The sequence below is a fragment of the bacterium (Candidatus Blackallbacteria) CG13_big_fil_rev_8_21_14_2_50_49_14 genome, from assembly GCA_002783405.1.
Lineage (GTDB): Bacteria > Cyanobacteriota > Sericytochromatia > UBA7694 > UBA7694.
Genome location: PFGG01000064.1, coordinates 299789 through 316531, shown reverse-complemented (window position 1 = coordinate 316531; position 16743 = coordinate 299789). Strand labels below are relative to the sequence as shown.

General features: G+C 46.7%; 16 protein-coding genes. 11 read left to right on the top strand and 5 right to left on the bottom strand.

Annotation, left to right across the window (positions count from 1 at the left end; genetic code table 11):
• From COW20_16685 to COW20_16640, 10 genes are all read left to right on the top strand, one after another.
• The gene (locus tag COW20_16685) at nucleotides 1–480 is read left to right on the top strand and encodes a hypothetical protein (GenBank protein PIW46555.1); all 480 of its coding nucleotides are present in this window, start codon (nucleotides 1–3) and stop codon (nucleotides 478–480) included.
• A gap of 104 nt (nucleotides 481–584) precedes the next feature.
• Nucleotides 585–1436: a short-chain dehydrogenase gene (locus tag COW20_16680; protein PIW46554.1), complete on the top strand. Its 852-nt coding sequence runs from the start codon at nucleotides 585–587 to the stop codon at nucleotides 1434–1436.
• Nucleotides 1437–1485: 49 nt separating this feature from the next.
• Complete coding sequence (locus COW20_16675) at nucleotides 1486–1803, top strand: hypothetical protein (GenBank protein ID PIW46553.1); 318 nt, start codon at nucleotides 1486–1488, stop codon at nucleotides 1801–1803.
• Nucleotides 1804–1983: 180 nt separating this feature from the next.
• Entirely contained in the window at nucleotides 1984–3492 is a 1509-nt protein-coding gene (locus tag COW20_16670; protein PIW46552.1) for a hypothetical protein, read from the top strand.
• Nucleotides 3468–4241, top strand: a complete 774-nt coding sequence (locus tag COW20_16665) for a glutathione S-transferase (GenBank protein ID PIW46551.1) — start codon at nucleotides 3468–3470, stop codon at nucleotides 4239–4241. Before COW20_16670 ends, COW20_16665 begins: the two co-directional genes overlap by 25 nt.
• Nucleotides 4242–4301: 60 nt before the next feature.
• The gene (locus COW20_16660; GenBank protein ID PIW46550.1) at nucleotides 4302–4832 is read left to right on the top strand and encodes a hypothetical protein; all 531 of its coding nucleotides are present in this window, start codon (nucleotides 4302–4304) and stop codon (nucleotides 4830–4832) included.
• Nucleotides 4833–4868: 36 nt separating this feature from the next.
• Complete coding sequence (locus COW20_16655) at nucleotides 4869–5600, top strand: hypothetical protein (protein ID PIW46549.1); 732 nt, start codon at nucleotides 4869–4871, stop codon at nucleotides 5598–5600.
• The gene (locus COW20_16650; GenBank protein ID PIW46548.1) at nucleotides 5590–6468 is read left to right on the top strand and encodes a chemotaxis protein CheR; all 879 of its coding nucleotides are present in this window, start codon (nucleotides 5590–5592) and stop codon (nucleotides 6466–6468) included. The genes COW20_16655 and COW20_16650 overlap by 11 nt, the downstream gene beginning before the upstream one ends.
• Nucleotides 6469–6500: 32 nt before the next feature.
• The gene (locus tag COW20_16645; GenBank protein ID PIW46547.1) at nucleotides 6501–7337 is read left to right on the top strand and encodes a hydrolase; all 837 of its coding nucleotides are present in this window, start codon (nucleotides 6501–6503) and stop codon (nucleotides 7335–7337) included.
• A 57-nt stretch (nucleotides 7338–7394) separates the two neighbouring features.
• Nucleotides 7395–9905, top strand: coding sequence for a hypothetical protein (locus tag COW20_16640; protein ID PIW46546.1), 2511 nt, complete (start codon nucleotides 7395–7397; stop codon nucleotides 9903–9905).
• On the opposite strand, the gene COW20_16635 is transcribed toward COW20_16640, so the two are convergent.
• The 5 genes from COW20_16635 to COW20_16615 form a co-directional block, all read right to left on the bottom strand.
• Entirely contained in the window at nucleotides 9902–11704 is a 1803-nt protein-coding gene (locus COW20_16635) for a hypothetical protein (GenBank protein ID PIW46545.1), read from the bottom strand. The two genes, COW20_16640 and COW20_16635, sit on opposite strands and share 4 nt — an antisense overlap.
• Nucleotides 11704–12495 carry a hypothetical protein gene (locus COW20_16630; protein PIW46544.1) on the bottom strand — a complete coding sequence of 264 codons (792 nt, stop codon included), beginning with the start codon at nucleotides 12493–12495 and terminating at the stop codon, nucleotides 11704–11706. Before COW20_16630 ends, COW20_16635 begins: the two co-directional genes overlap by 1 nt.
• A gap of 1 nt (nucleotide 12496) precedes the next feature.
• Nucleotides 12497–13834, bottom strand: coding sequence for a hypothetical protein (locus tag COW20_16625; protein ID PIW46543.1), 1338 nt, complete (start codon nucleotides 13832–13834; stop codon nucleotides 12497–12499).
• A complete protein-coding gene (locus tag COW20_16620) occupies nucleotides 13773–14240 on the bottom strand; it encodes a hypothetical protein (GenBank protein PIW46542.1) in 468 nt (155 codons plus the stop codon). The genes COW20_16625 and COW20_16620 overlap by 62 nt, the downstream gene beginning before the upstream one ends.
• Nucleotides 14241–14338: 98 nt before the next feature.
• Nucleotides 14339–14926, bottom strand: a complete 588-nt coding sequence (locus COW20_16615; GenBank protein PIW46604.1) for a hypothetical protein — start codon at nucleotides 14924–14926, stop codon at nucleotides 14339–14341.
• Nucleotides 14927–15934: 1008 nt separating this feature from the next.
• Here COW20_16615 and COW20_16610 point away from each other — a divergent pair.
• Entirely contained in the window at nucleotides 15935–16693 is a 759-nt protein-coding gene (locus COW20_16610; protein ID PIW46541.1) for a hypothetical protein, read from the top strand.
• Nucleotides 16694–16743: the final 50 nt, after the last annotated feature.

Sequence of the window (16743 nt, the reverse complement as noted above, 5' to 3'; positions counted from 1 at the left end):
GTGGATTGGCTCCAAGCAGCTGAAAAACGCTGGAATTGGCAGGATCTGGTATCAGGCAAATTGCCCGTTCGCTTTTTGAGCGAAGTAGAAGCTGTGCATTTTCTCACTGCCCAAGAAAAATTCAGGCTGCCTGCTCTGCGCTCCCTGTTTGCACCAGCGAATGATAACCCCAAACCTGATCCCGCATTTGCAGACGCCTTAAACTGGTTGGTTCTGCATTACGACCGTCACCAGGAAAAACTAGCTCATGGCAAGGTGGCTTTGATTTGTGAGCAATTATCACTCAAACCCGAAATTGCCTCAGGTAAATCACTATTAAATTATCTGCAACTCGGAATTCGCTTTTTCCTCTGTTTCCAAACTCAGGATCGAAATCAAATTCAAAATGGCTTGCGCCATCTAAGTTATGAGCTTCAGCGTTATCCCAAAGACACTCGGAATTGGTTTGAAATGCAAAAGGATTATTATCCTACGCCCTGATTATAAGGAATTGGGAACTTACTCAAAAAATATTCATCTTTTAACAAAGGGTCATGATTAAATCGTGTTATTGTTGAGCATAGGTGAAGCGAGGAGGCACAGTAATGGAGGGAAAAGTCTGTCTGATCACGGGAGCCACTTCCGGGATTGGCAAAGTTACCGCCCGAGAATTGGCTGCACGGGGCGCCCATGTCATTCTGGTGGGACGCAACCCAGATAAAACAGCTGCCGTCACCCAAGAAATTCAAGCCCAAACCGATGGGCAAGTTGAATTTATCATTGCAGATCTTTCCATTCAGTCTGAAATCCGCAACCTAGCCGAAGAAGTTCAAAAGCGCACTGATCATCTTGATATTTTAGTCAATAACGCAGGTGCCGTTTTTGCAAGACGCGAACTGAGCGTTGATGGTTATGAAATGACCTGGGCTCTCAACCACCTTGCCTATTTTCTCTTGACCCATCTGCTGCTGGATCTGCTGAAATCCAGTGCTCCCTCCCGGATTATCAATGTGGCTTCTACTGGTCATTTTGGGGCCGTGATCGACTTCCCCAATCTTCAAGGCGAACAACGCTATGATATTCTCACTGCCTACGGCCAATCCAAACTTGCCAATGTTTTATTTACTTTTGCTTTGGCCAGACGCTTGGAGAATACAGACGTCACAGTAAACTGCCTACATCCGGGGGTAGTTGCAACAGATATCTGGAGTTTGGCCCCTGCCTGGACCCGTCCGGTTTTGAAGTTTGGTCAAAAATTCATGATCTCACCCGAAAAGGGTGCAGAAACCATTCTCTATCTGGCAACCAGCCCTGAAGTTGAGCATATTACAGGCAAATATTTTGAGCGAAAAAAAATCGTGCCCTCTTCGAAAATTTCGCTCAACGAAAATCTTCAGGAACGTCTCTGGATTTTGAGTAAACGCATGACAGGGCTTTACGTTCCCAGCATGTCCTAGCCCTTTGGTGTAAAATAGGCTTAATTCAAAATCTGAGATTGAGGCTGATATGCTGCCTATTTACCGGCCCATGCTTCCTTTTGTCAAGCCATTCTTGAACCCCTTTGGGCTCTCTCTCGCCCTCATCATCGGTTGCACACCGGTGATCGTGATTGGTCCCAGTGGGAAGTCAAATACCCCCCCCGCCAATACAGCAGGCATCGCCAACCCAGCCTCTGTTTTCTGCACAAGCAATAACGGTCGGCTTGAAATTCGCAGGGAAACGCTGGGTGAAGCAGGCTATTGCATCTTCACAGATCGATCCTACTGTGAAGAATGGAGTTATTACAGAGGAGAATGTAAACCTGGGCAGAAGTTTGATCTATGAAGCGCTCAAATTCAAACTATTTTATGCTGGCAGGCGTGGCAGAACTCATCATCGGACTCATACTCAGTCTGGTGATTGGGATTCAGGTCTCTTGGACGTGGGCCTTGATCATGGCCGCCACCTTTTTTATCTCTGCCAATATACTGTTTTTTCTGGCCTTGAAAAAAGCATGAGGTAAGCATGGACACCCCATTATCACACGATCTTTTGCGTTTAAAACAAGCCGAAGCGCTGATTGAGTCAGAAGACAAAAAATCAATATCAAATTCAGACAGGCCCAATGCGAGACAAAGATTGAAAGCATTGCTGGATCCTGACAGTGCTCAAGAGCTGTTTAGGTTTACCCGCAATCACCCTGAAAAACCCAGTTTTAAGGATGGCATAGTCTGTGCCAGTGGCGAAATTGAGGGACGCCCGGTTTTGGCCTGGGCCAGTGAATTTGATTCCCGTGGAGGCAGTATCGGTGCCCTCCAAACCCGCCAAATCTGTGAACTGTATCGTTTGGCGCGCCAATCCGGTCTGCCCGTGATCGCTTTGGTGGAATCAGGGGGCGCACGCGTGACCGATGGCGTCTTGATTATGGAAGGCTATGCTGAAGTACTCAAAGAAGCAGTATACCTTTCAGGCGTTGTCCCTCAAATCACCTGTGTTTTGGGCCACTGTATCGGTGCCCCCGCCTTTGTCGCCACCTTAACAGATTTTATTATCATGGATCAAAATTCCACACTCTGTGTGGCAGGAGCCGGGGTCAATCTGGCGGCAACGGGCGAAAATTTAAGTGAAAAGGAATTGGGAGGGCCCGATGTGCATACCCGTCACTCTGGGGCTGTCCATTTTGTCGAACCCGACGAAGCAGCAGCGATTGCAAGGGTCAGAAAGCTATTCGGCTATTTGCCCCAAACCAATGCAGAGCCCCCCCCTCAGCTCAGTTTTCAAGATAGCTGCGAGCGAACCGATCCCCAATTGAATCAGCTCCTGCCAGAAAACCCTGAAAGCCCGTTTGAAATCAGACAAGTTCTTCATTCAGTTGCCGATCAAGGCAGTTTCATGGAAGTGCAGCCTGATTTTGCACCCAATCTGGTGACAGGATTTATGCGTCTGGCAGGGCAAACAGTCGGCGTGATAGCCAATCAATCTCTGGTTCTGGCGGGAGCATTGGATACCCGCGCCCTGCGGAAATTATCACGTTTTCTCAATTTCCTCAGCGCCTATAATTACGCGTTGATCAGCTTTGTCGATGTACCAGGCCTTATGCCCAATGCCAGCGCGCACAAAGAGGGGATTCTCAGCTATGGTTCTCAGGCCTTGATGGCCATTGGCCATTTAAAGGGACTCAAAATTGGGGTGGTGGTCAGGCGCTGTTTTGGAGGGGCCTATTTTATGCTCAACCCCCGCATTGGCGGCGGAGATCTGGTCTACGCCTGGCCTGGTGCGCGTATAGGCATTATGAGTGATCAGGCCATGGCCAGCTTTGCAGGCCACAATCCCCAACTTAAACAACGCTTGGATCATTTGCATGCCCAAGGCAGCCGCTCAGATGATCCCTTTATTCCAGCCGCTGGCGGTTTTGTCGATGATATTATTGAACCCGCCCAAACCCGACCGATTCTGATCCGCTCTTTACAACGCTTTTCAAATAAACGACAATTGGATATTCCCCCCAAATGGCTTCCCAATATACCCCTGTAATTCCGCATCTTCACAGTATCAATCTCAGTCATTACTGCGAAAAAGTCCGTTGGGCGTTTCGGCGCTTGAATATTTCCTATAGTGAAGAAAATCATCTGCCTGGATTTCACCTCGCAGCCAATCTGGCACGCGGGGGCGGGCGCACAACCCCGTGCCTCTTCACCTCTGAGGGCATCATTCCAGACTCTACGGATATTCTCCATTGGCTGGATCGACAGGTAGAACCTGAAAAGCGACTTTTTCCAGACGATCAAACCCGTGAACAGGTTGAGGCCTTGGAAAACCGGTTTGATCTCAACCTGGGCCCGCATACACGGCGCTACGTTTACTTCTATCTGCTTCAGGACAAGCCTTTGTGTCTTAAGCTATTGCGACAAAAAGGTCCCGCACACGAAAAAAACATGTTGCCCTTTGTTTGGCCCGCTCTGACAGCTATCATGCGGCAATCCATGAATATTACCTATGAGGCCAGCCAGATTTCGCTGATGAAAATGAAATCTGAATTTGATTTTGTCGATCAACGGCTTTCAGATGGCCGCCCCTATTTGTGTGGAGACCGTTTCAGTGCTGCGGATCTGAGTTTTGCAGCCCTTGGAGCCCCGATCGTGGGGCCTGCTGAATATTCTGTCAAACTGCCTGAACTTGATGAATTGCCACCCGCCCTGGCTGAAACCATGCGCGAATTCAGGCAAAGACCTTCAGGCCAGAAAATTCTAAAGTGGTTTAAAGAAGAGCAAGTCAGATTTTAACAAGGCGAAGGCCCGTGATAAAATGAAAATATAGGCTATGAAAAAAGGAGGGGCACGCCATTGAGCTTAATCGATGAATATCTGGACCATGATGATCTAAGTCATTTGCAAGACCAGGAAAAAGCATTTACAGTGGTCAGCAAAGAAACCATCCGGCGACTTTCTCCCCGCAAGCCCATCAGCTTAAGCCCTGAGCACACCCTTCAGGAAGCTATCCATTTGATGCAAGACAAGCGCATCGGCGCAGTGATTATTGCAGAAAAAAAGGTTCCGGTTGGCATTTTCACAGAACGGGATCTGCTTTTTAAAGTTTTAAAAACGAACCCCGATTTAAATCAGGCAAAACTGAGAGAATACATGACTCCCGATCCCGTCACTTTGTTTATCGAAGATAAAATTGCCTTTGCTTTGAATCAGATGACCCTGGGGGGCTTTAGACATTTGCCTGTGGTGGATGAAAAAGGCCATTTAACCGGGATTGTATCCGTCAAAGACATTGTCGAATATCTTGCGGGCCTGGTTCCTGAAGAAGTTTATAATCTGAGACCGACTCCGCTGCGCAGCGGTTTTCAGACAGCAGAAGGTGGTTAAGTAAATTGTCGTGATTGAGTTGAGGCCGATTTGAGAATGAAGTCAAAAAATACCCCCCCATTGATCCACCATGTCTCTGTTGAAGAATTGAAAGAAACCTTTACAAAGGCACAGGATTTCATCCAACAGGCTCGCTATCGACAGGCCATTGCCCTGCTCAACCAAACTTTGGCAGCAGGCCTTACGCTGATGGAACAATTGCGCTGTCTGAGTTTTCGAGGCTATGCCTACAGTCTGTGGAAAAAACCTTCTGATGCCATTGATGATATTTCGCGCTTGTTAAAATTGGTAAAGGCCGAAGTGAATGATCTGACCGCACATGAAATTGACTGGGATCAGGAAATTGCAGAAGATACAGGCTATCTGACTTTTCTCTCTGCGCTCTATCATCTGAGGGGAACCTTGAGAAGAGTTCAGGAACGGTTCCCAGAAGCAGTTGAAGATTTGACGCTCAGCCTGTATATGACACGCGATCCTGATTTTCAAGCCATGGCTTTATTACAGCGCGGGTGTGCCTTGATTCAGCTCAAAGAATGCACAAACCGTGCCTTGCTGGATCTCAATCAAGCCTATCAACTCAGTCCTCAATCCGTGCGGGATTTCCTACATATCCCAGCAAATATTCAGACCCCAGATTTCTATCTTAAATCCCATGCACTTTGGGTCAAAGATGCCCAAAATGAAGCCGAAACATTCAAAATCGGCCTGGCACTCAAACTGAGTGATATCAAAGAAGAGATTCTGCTTTTCAGTCGAGTTGCACGATGAAGCCTGCTTGTTTTTTACCCGGTCCAAAAGTGCTCAAGGAAAGGGCCGGGGCATGCAGCCACATTCTGATCCCGAGTTGACGCATTTTAAACGTGAGTTTCATCAGCTTTCTGGTTATAATCTGGATAATTACCAACATATCCAAATTGATCGGCGACTTCAGGAAATCTTACACACAACCCATTCCCAAAATTTAGCTGAACTGCTGATATATTTCAAACAAAATTCAAATGAATTGCGCAAATTTTTAGATGGACTCTCGATCAATGTTTCAGAGTTTTTTAGAAATGCCGAACGTTTTCAGGAAATTCAAAACAAAATTTTACCTGAACTGCTTTCACGAAGGCCCCGGCTCAGAATTTGGAGTGCAGGCAGTTCGATCGGGGCAGAAATTTATTCCCTCTTGATGATCCTCGAACATCTGGGAGCAGCCGATCACTGCCATTTTCTTGCAAGCGATATCGATCGGGATGCTTTAGAACGTGCGCGGAAAGGCGTATTTTTACCCGATTTGCTTCAACATGTGAGCAAAAAAGACCTCTCCACTTTTTTTGATCCTTGCCTGGATGAAAACAAAGCCAATGCCTATGTTTTTAAACAAAAGTGGCGGGAAAAAGTTCACTTTATTCACCACGATCTTTTAACAGATGATTATCCCCTACAATTTGATCTCATCGCCTGCCGCAATGTAATGATATACTTTACCAAAGAAGCAAAAACCCGCGTTTATCAACAGTTTTACTCATCCCTTCGTGAGGGTGGCGTGCTTTTTGTGGGCGGGGCTGAACAGTTGATTCAGGCCCATGAGATTGGTTACAATCGTTTATCTTCATATTTTTACCAAAAGCAAAAGATGGGCAAACCGTGAGAGAACTCTCTATCAGGAATATTTTGAATCGGGTGGATGAATTGCCCGAGGTTCCTCAAACGGCCATGCGCGCCATTCAATTGTTGAATGATCCCGATACAGATGTAGGTAAACTCGCCGAAGTCATCAGCTCTGATCAAGCCCTGACAGCAAAGGTCCTGCGACTCTGTAATTCAGCCTTTTATGGTCTGTCACGCAAAGTGACAACGATTTCTGAGGCCGTGATGATTGTAGGGTTTAGCTCCGTCAAAAGTCTGGTTCTGATGATTACTACGCAGAGCACACTGAACAAAGGCCTCTTGGGCTATAAACTAAACGCAGGTGAGTTTTGGGAACATTCAATCGCAAGTGCCGAAATTTCACGCTCTCTGGCCTTAAATCTCAAACACCATGAACCCGAAGAATGCTTTATTGCAGGCTTGATTCACGATATTGGCAAAATTGTACTGAACCAATACGCTTTACCTGAAGTGTATAAGGCCACCAATCTTCATCTCAACACCAAAATTCACTTGTATGAGGCCGAAAATAAAATCTTGGGGTTTAACCATGCTGAGATTGGGGCTGCCTTGGCTGAGCGTTGGAACTTCCCCCCGCTCTTGGTAGAATCGATCAAAAGACACCACAGTTTTGAAGCTTTACTTGAAAATGAAATACCCGCCTTGCTTCCGACTTTGGTTGCGACCGCGAATCTTTTGGCAGCGATGTTAAGAGAGGATAAAAAAAATCAAGCCCTTGTCACCTTTCGTGAGCATGCAAACATCATTCATAAGGTCTTGGGTATTCAGGAATCCCACCTGGAAAGATTGCTGCCCAATTTACAAAAAAAAGTCGAAGAGACGCGTCAATTGGCGCTTTTAGTGACTTAATGAAAAAAATAGGATTTGCTTTGCATGCTATGATGGACACATTAAACCGTTGGTAACATGGATCTTTCTCAATACGTAGGATTATTTATCGATGAGGCGCGTTTGCATCTCCAGCAATGCAGTGATTCCTTGCTGGTTTTGGAAAACTCGCCGGATAATTCGGCTGTCTTAAATGAGATCTTCAGAAGCATTCATACGATTAAGGGCATGGCCGCCACCCTGGTGGAGTTTCCCTATTTTGAAGAAATTTCACAATTAAGCCATGAAATGGAAAGCCTGCTCGACGAGCTAAGAAATCACACGATTCGCTTGAATGACCGCATCATGGACTTGCTCTTTGCCTGTGTCGATGGTTTGGATCTGCTGATTGGCAATGTCAGTCAACCAGAGCAAGCGACCCCCCAAGATCTCAGCTATCTCTTCGCGCATCTGGCTGAATGTTCTGCCCAAGGCCAATCACAGCCTTCCCTAACTGGAACAGGAGAGGAAGAGGATCCTTACTGGTCTAAAGATTGGCAACATGCCTATACCGACAGCGAAAGCGAAAAAATTCTTCAAGCTTCAAAATATGGAAAAAACTGCTTTGAGTTGCGTATTCAACTGGCTGAAAACTGCCAAATGAAATCTGTGCGCACACAACTGATCCTGCATAAACTCAAGCAAAACAGCGAAGTGATCAAAACCATTCCTGAACTCAACGATTTGCTGGCAGGAAATTTTCAGAACTGTTTTATTATCAGCCTGGTCACCCCCCATGACAATGAATATATTGAAAACGAAGTAAACTCAGTCTCTGAAGTGGAAGCACTTCGCACCGTGAATTTATTGGGAGAAACCATCTATACAGCCCAATCCCCCCCTAAATTGGAAAGCCAAGATCCCTTCGCGATGCCCGAATTAAATGAGTTTGAGCTCAATGTCTTACGGGAAGCAAAAAAACTCGGCTACGGTGCAATTTTATTCGGGATAAAACTCTTTCCAAATGTCGTTTTAAAAGCTGCACGCGCAACTTTAATTTTTCGTTCACTCGAAAAATACGGTGAAATCATTAAAGCCGATCCCCCCGTGATTGAGCTTGAAGAAGAACGGTTTGGCAATTTTTTCAGTCTGATTTTGGTAAGCCAACATGAAGCCGATGAAATTCGTTCTGCCATTCTTGAAATACCTGAAATAAAAGACTCTCTCGAAATTCAGGCCCTTTATGTGGCAGACGAGCTTTTAGCCCCCAAAACCCAGGTCAATAATATCATTGAGCTGCCCAGAGACAAAACCCCGCTAACCAAACCCATGGCCCAAAGCAGTCATTCAGTGATTGATTTACCCACCCGTCCGCCGGAACACTTCGTTACAGAACAGTCACCCGCCCAAACTCGCCAGGCAGGAACCAGAACCTCACCTTTGGTCAGAGTCGATGCTGGAAAACTTGAACAACTCATGCAATTGGTTGATGAACTGGTGCTGTGTCGTGCCGAGTTTTCACATGCCATTCGCAGCCAAAATATTGCCAATATGGACACCCATCTCTTTAGTTTGGGCTCAGTAGCCACCGCCTTACACTCCCTCAGTATTCAACTTCAAATGGTGTCTGTTGAACAGGTCTTTAATCGCTTTCCACGTATGATTCGCGATCTTTCACGCTCATTGGGCAAAGAGATTGAACTCACCATGGATGGCCGGGAGCTGGAAATGGATCGTACCCTGATTGATGAACTGGGTAATGCCTTGATGCATATGATTCGCAACGCAGCCGATCATGGTCTTGAAAAGCCCGAAGAGCGTTTGCGCAGAGGCAAACCTGCCAAGGGCCTGATCGCCTTACAGGCCAGTTATGAAAATGACGTTTTGCGCGTTGACGTACGAGACGATGGAAAAGGCATTGATACCGATAAATTACGCTATAAAGCTGTTGAGCGGGGAATCGTCTCTGAACAGTCTGCACTGCAAATGTCTCAGGAACAAGCTCTGCGCCTTGTTTTTGCCCCTGGATTATCGACCCAGGATACTGCGACTGATATTTCAGGGCGAGGCGTAGGTATGGATGCTGTTCGCACCCAGATTGAGAGTCTCGGTGGCGAAATTCGCATTCAATCCACCCGCGGTCAGGGAACCACCTATTCGATTCGGATTCCCTCTCAAATGACCATGTTGAATGCCTTTCTGGTCAGCGACAGAGGCGACTTCTTTGCAATTGGACAGGATCAAGTAGATACCGTAACAGAAATTTACACCTCAGAAATTGAAACCCAAGCGGGTAAAGAAGTTTATTATTTTAACGGGCATTATATTCCCTTGGTTATTCTTGCTGATTTTATCAATCCCCAAGGGGATCAGGTCAAAGCGCTTGGCTTTGAAAAAGAAGATTTTTGGATGATCGTCATCAAACGGGGAAGTCAACGTCTGGGTATTCTCGTAGATGAACTCCTGGGGCAAGAAGAATTGGTCTTAAAACCCTTTAGCAACAACCATGACAAGCGCAGGGGAGCGGATATGTTTTCAGGCGCCACCGTACTGGCCAATGGAGAAGTGGCTTTGCTGCTGGATACAGCTCAAATTTTTGCTCAAGTTTAATTTCCTGGTTCAGTGACCGTTTCTATTTTCAATTGTTCATACAGAGCATGCCATTGTGGCAGCCCATCTCTCCAGGCAACCGCTTCCGCCCAATCAATCAGTTCTGCCAACTTTTCACGACGGGCATTGACGGGCTCAAGTTTTAAACTGAGTTGAATCAAATATTTCCAGGCTATTCTTGAGGAAGGATTCAGACTGACACTTCTTGCGAATGCTTGCAAGGCACGTGCATGCTCCTGAAGGCGCAAGTAAATCATGGCCATGGGAAAGCAAAGAGTTTCAGGCATCTGAGGCCTTTCTTGGGCTTGTTCCAAAGCCTGGAGTGAGGTTACCCAGTCTTCGTTTTCAAGCGCCACTTCCGCTTTCAGTCGCAGAAGGTTCCAGTACACAAGTTGTTCTAAGCGATTTCGATCTTCAGCTTGATGCGCTTGTTCCCAAACCAACTGAAAGCGGTGGGAGCCTAAGCAGGGCAATACCACAAATTCATCGAGCCGATCGGCAGCAGGAAGCTGAAGTTTTGTTTGCAGAGCGTGATGTATCAGCTCAAAGATCGAGGCTTTGGGTTTTTGCACAAAACGAGCAGCCCATGCCAAATTATGCTGCAAGATCAGATCCTGAGGGTTCTGTAGAGCTGCCATTTCAAGTGCAGAATAGGCAGCATCCCGATCGGTTCCTAAACTTAAGCCTAAACAGGCCAAGATCGGCGGCAAGGGCTGAGCCTGAAGCTTTAACTTTTCGCGGATCAGCTCGGGCTGCTGTGCAACCACAGCAGGCTGAAAAGCCTGTAAGAGTTCAAGTTGGCCCTGTAAATTGCTTGCTAAACGCAGAGGAGCACGCCGATGCTGTTTCAAATAATTCGGCAAGAGATTCAAAAGACGTTCAAATTGCTGCTCGTATGTATGGTTGAGAATGGCCTGGGCAGCCCGTTTGGAGATTGAATCCAAAAGTTCAGGTTGTTGGAGCCAGCCCTTTACCTGTGCAAGCAATTGTGAGGGCTCATAGAGCAAACAACTCTCTCCAGGCGTTAAAAAGCGACGGATCTCTAAATTACCAGCTTCTTGCAAAACCACGGCTCCACAGGCTGAAGCTTCATAGGCCCTGAGATTCATTTCTCCCCGCAAGGCATGATTAAAGACCAGACGGCTTTGCGAAAGCAAGCGACGGTAGTCTTCACCCACAATCTGATTGCGAAAACAAACACGGTATTGCCTGGAGAGTACACTCAATGTTTTCAGATAGAGCAAACGTTCGGGATGACTGTCTGGGTTAAGGCTTCCGACATAGGTCAAATCCCAGCACTTGGTCTCTGCTCCTGGATAAAAACGCGCTGGAGAAAACCCATAGGAAGGCCACCAGGCGCAACGTGTAAAGCCTCTGGATTGCAACCAGTTGACCAGGGCCTGATCCCCCAGAATCAAATCAAAATGCTCTCTCCACTCCCAGAGCAAAGCCCCAGCGCTTTGCCAGTCCGAGGCAATTAAAACAACCGGGCAAGGCGCAGCGTCTAAACCCTGGGGCAGAACAGAGGTGGCAAACCCCCACCAGAGAATCAGTTCTGGTTGCCAGGGTTCGAGCTGGGTGAGAATTTCTGAGAGACACTGACCATACCGATAGGCAAGCCAGGGGTAGTTCTCAAGCTGAAGTTCTGGAATCAGCCCCTCCCAAGCTGCCGGTCGGTTCAGCAATTTGGGATCATACAAGACTCTGAAATCAGGTTGAGAAAGCCAAGCCCCCATTTGCTCAGGGTTGACAAGCGGTCCCACCAAAATACGCTTGGAAATACGCCCTAAATTCTGCATCAGGACAGATTCAAGGGAAGGGTCAAACTATCAAGTTGAGGGGCTTTATTGTGTGAGATACAGCGCATTTCAAGGCTGATCCGCGTTTGCGTCATGCCTTTCTGCAAATGGGTTCGGTGCAGGATTTTCTCATGAAAAACCAACAGATCGCCGGGGTTGAGGGTGGGAGTCCAACTTGAAGCACCGGGAAACAGGCTTTCAAGTTCTTCTGGCAAGAACGAAAAATCAGCATAGGCATCCCCGGCCTGAACACCCCGTCTTGGGAAACGCTCGAGCCGCAAGGATTCCTTGAGATTGACCTCAAATATTTCAAGCCCAGGCGCATCCTGTCCGCAGGCCATCAAAGGGCACCAAAGATTGAGAACGGGGCTTAAATCGCCTAAAAAAAGCGCATCCTGATGCCAAGGCAAAGGTGGAGAGGGGCTTTTTTCCGGCATCTGGCGACGGAATAAACTGTTCTGATACAGTAAAACCGGAGCCTCCAAAACAGCATTCAAAAACACAAGACAGGGTTCCAATAATCGGGCCAAAGCCAAAAAAGGATCGTGGGGAGGATAGCAGGCTTCAGGTGGCACATGCCCATAGCGAAACAAAAGCGCTTCAGCAGCTGGCAATTGACCTTGAGCAAACAGGCTATCAGCACGTGCATAGGCCTGACGCGCTTTCCACAGCAAAGGGTTTAAACGATCGGCTGGAAGACAGTTTCGCCAAAGCAAATAACCCTGTTCCTGAAACGCATCCAGCAGTGCACAAAGCGGTGCTTGGGATTGAAATTCAGGCCGGGTCTTCATCTCAGGGTTGACTGTAAACAGCCGATTTGGGTTGTCCAACCCAATCCAATGGGGGCTCAGGCCCAGTCAAGGACTCTAAAAATGCCACGAGATACTTGATTTCTTCGGGCTTCAGATCCAAGACTTGGATCGTGTCTTCTCGTCGACCAGTTGCTGGGGGTTCACTTAAGGGCTGAGAATAGAAACGGACCACCTCTTCCAGGGTTTTAAACCGGCCGTCATGCATATAGGGAGCCGTTCGACTGATTTCTCTCAGCCCCGGAGTTTTAAATTCACCTTGGTTGGTTGCTTTGCGTTGCAAATAGATCAGTTTATCATTCCAGGCATCTTCTTTCGAGGCGAGATCCGTATAGGGCCCCAAACCATTGAAAGCATCAGACATCAAAGCGGGAATCCCCAAATAGCGCCCCTGATCGATCGCTTGCCCCGGAAGAGCAGACAAACCCGTATTGTGAAACTCCAAATCACTGAAAAGTGGCCCCGTATGACAAAGCACACATTGAGCCCGTCCAATAAAAAGCCTCAGGCCTTTTTGGGCTTCGATTGAAAGGGCGTTTTGCAATTCGGGTTGGTGGGTACGCAGGCCTTTTGCAAACCGGTCAAAGGCATTTTCACCGGTTTGAAATCTTCGTTCAAATGCTTCGAGGGTTTTGGTAAGATTGGTGAGAAAAATATTCACCTGCTGCTTCTGAGCTTCACTCAAGAGGTTCCAATTTTTTTGCAAAGGGTGATCGGCTTGCTCAGCCACTGGACGCCCACTAGAAGGCAAGCCGGTGACACTTGGCAAGGTGCCAAAGAGTGCTTCATAACCCTGTCTTAAATCTGAATTTTGATGAAAAACATGCAAAAGCCGAACACGATCCATGCCCATTTCAGCCAAACTTTCTAAAGGCTGAATGGCTTGGGCCCAAGCAGAATCAGTACGACCATCCCAAAAAAACCAACGCTGATGTGACACATTCCAAAGGCTGGGACTGTTGCGTGCGGTGGTCTTTAAGCCTTGTGCCAAGGCTTTTCCATCGCTCCAACCCAAGCCAGGATTGTGGCAGGAGGCACAGTTCAATTTTCCATTCTGAGACAGGCGCTTATCAAAAAACAGATATTGCCCAAAATGTGCAGCACGTGGCTGATCCGCCCAACGATTGGATGGATTGCTGGTCAGTTCGGGGTGTCCTGTCAGGCTTTGAATGATGAGCTTCTCTGAGGGGGTAAAATCGGGGGGGCCTTCCCGATTGTTTTGAGGTGGCTGACAGGCACCAAGCACCAACCCAATCAAACTAATCTTGAGCAGACATTTTAACCGTGACACCAAAAACCGCCTTCTCTTTCTTTCCAGCATGGTCTACCAATACATAAATTTCCCAAAAACCGGGCATATGAAAGAGCATACCGCGAACTTCAAAAATCCCTTTGCCCAAATCTTTCACTTTCGGTTTTACAGTCATGCCATGATTGTGGGTCGGCATATCTGCATCCACATAGATTTTAGCGTTCTCAACGACTTTATTTTGCGCATCTTGAACCGTCAATTTCAGACGAAAATGTTGATTCAAAGGAATGGGATCAGGCAAAGGCGTATAAATGACGCGATAGTGTTTATTGTCTGTCAACTGAGAACGATTTTCACGCTCAGCTTCATTGACTTTAGGAAAATTGCGGTGTTCCTGCGCCATTTGAAACGGAGCAGCAAAAGCGCCAAGACTCAGACTAAAAAATAGTGACACCGCTGTGACAAGTTTCTGCATAAAAATGCTCCTTTCGTTCTTGCTTCAAGCATAGCCCTCACGGTATGTAGCCAGCCAGATGAAACAAGCCCCCCTGCAACAAATGGCTGCAGGGCAACTTAAAGTGATCGGGTGACACGACCGCCACCGAAATAGATACTTTGAAGAAATTTATCATATTCCCCCCCCCCTTGAAGGGTGCTGATTTTAATCCCGCTATAGGGTCCTTTGGGTGAAGAATGAATGATTTTGCCTTTGCCCAAATAGAGTCCCACATGGGTGGGATATTTGCGATTGCCACTAAAAAAGACAAGATCACCGGGCTTGAGTTCACTGAGTTGAGCCAGGGTATTGCCCACTCTCTGCGTAAATCCCATCTGTTGATCGGCATCGCGCGGTAAATAGACATGGTTCACCCTAAAAATCGTTTGCATAAAACCGCTGCAATCCAGGGTCTTACCAAACGTACCCCCCCAAAGATAGGCTCCGCCTCCTTGTGGGGATTTGGGAAGATACTGATGGGCCGTTTTGATCACAGCTGAAAGGTCAGGGGATTGGGGGGGGCCCTTTTCAATCACGACATCATCACTTGCCAACTTAATTTGCTTGCCCCCTGGCAAGGCAGCCAAGACATGATCCCGGTTCTGCTGAATCAAACGCAGGCGGGTTCCGAAATAGAGCAATTGGGGCGCATTCAGAGTGCGCATGATGAGCACCTGGCGGTTTTTTTGCCAAGCTTCAAAAGCAGCTTGCCCTGTCTCAAGCAAATGACTGCGTTGAATCCAGGCAATATAGCCATCATCCAGGATTCTGACAAGTGCAAACTGCTTATCGCCACTGTATTCCAAGATTTCAAGAGGAGTTCCCAAACGCACCTGAGTTGCAAGATTGTCTCCGGCCTGCGCAATAGGTTTTACATAAAGACTGCTGCCCGGTTGGGTGGTAATGGCATAATCAGGTTCAACAGCAGCATAGGGAAAATGTTCAACATGAATGCGTACCCCTTTGGAAAACACCTTTTCAGCGGTCTCTACCAAAAGCTTATATTCTGCGGCAGAAAAAACCCGCCCTTCAATCACAGCCAGCTCTTTATCAAAGCGCACACGCAAATCAAAAACGGTATCTCGCAAAACATGGTTCGAAACGCCCAAACGATAGACGGCATCCTTTTGAGACAATTCAGTGGGAGTAATCTCAACCCCAATTTTTTCACGGTGAAGTTCTTGGCTTAAAAAGCGTTCAAGTTTAGGGGAGAGTTCCTGAGCCAGTTGATTCACTTCTGAAGGCATCGCCCAAGCAGACAGGCTTGAGCACAGCAAAAGACAAGAGCTCAGAAAGGACATTTTTGCTGAAATTTTCAGTTTTTCAAGAAAAAGGGTTTGCATGGCAACCTCTATGAAAAAAAATTGGATATCTTGAGCCATTGTATCAGAGCCTAAGAGAGGGGCCAAGTTTATCTCAGGAGGTGCAAACCAAGCGCTGTTGCGCACTCATAAAATAATCAATAAAGAAAATATTAAATTTACAAAACAAATATTTATATTTTTTTCAACATTTATTTGACAATCAAATAAGCACCACATATAATTGACCCTTGAAATTTGCGTGATCACGTGCTGTGTTCATTTATAAATTTATTCACGCCCAAAATGTTCAGTAATATATCCATTTTGAGAATATATGAACACAAAACAACTATTTTTAAGGAGTAATTTATGTCTGAGATTTCTGAGTTCACAGAAAAAACGGATTCAAGTGAAGATAAAAATCTTCCCTTTGATCTTTTTGAGTTGTTTGTAGCCCTTCTGTTGGGTCTTGCAGCAACGGGATCGGCTTGGGCTGGCTTTCAATCCAGTTTGTGGGGGGGTAATCAAGCCACGGCCTATGCTGAAGCGGCGACGATTGCCATTAAAGCAGCCACTGATAAAACAGACGCGATGATCAATATTGCCCAAGATTATCAAATAGATATTTTGGGGAAACAGATTCTGTCTGAAGCAAAAGTCACCAAAAATCCTGAAAACAAAGAGCGTTTGATGGATATGGCGCGATACCTCTATACGTGGCAAATGAGCGCGGATGCCTACGAAAGCTTGGGCCTGCCGATGACCAAACACGCCACCCAAGCCAAAGAAGATACCGAAGACTTAAGCGAAACTGAATTGTTTACGCTTGCGCTTAAAAATGACCTTGATGACGAAGGCAATATGTATGAAGAAGGCATGGTCAAAGGCGCAAATGATCTCTTCAAAAAAGCAGATGTATCCTTTGAGTCCGGTAAAGACTACAATACGCGAGGGGATCGCTTCAATCTGGTCAGCGTGGTTTATACCATTGCCCTATTCTTTGCAGGTCTGGCCTTGGTCTTTAAAACAAAAATCCGTTGGAGCTTTTTCGGGGCAGGCTGTCTGATTTTCCTCTTTGCAAGCTATTTCATGATCACCATGAAACAGGTTCCTATCCCTAGCTTTTAAGCCACTTTCAATCAGAAACCTGAACTTCGGTTCAGGTTTTTTTTGCTTTG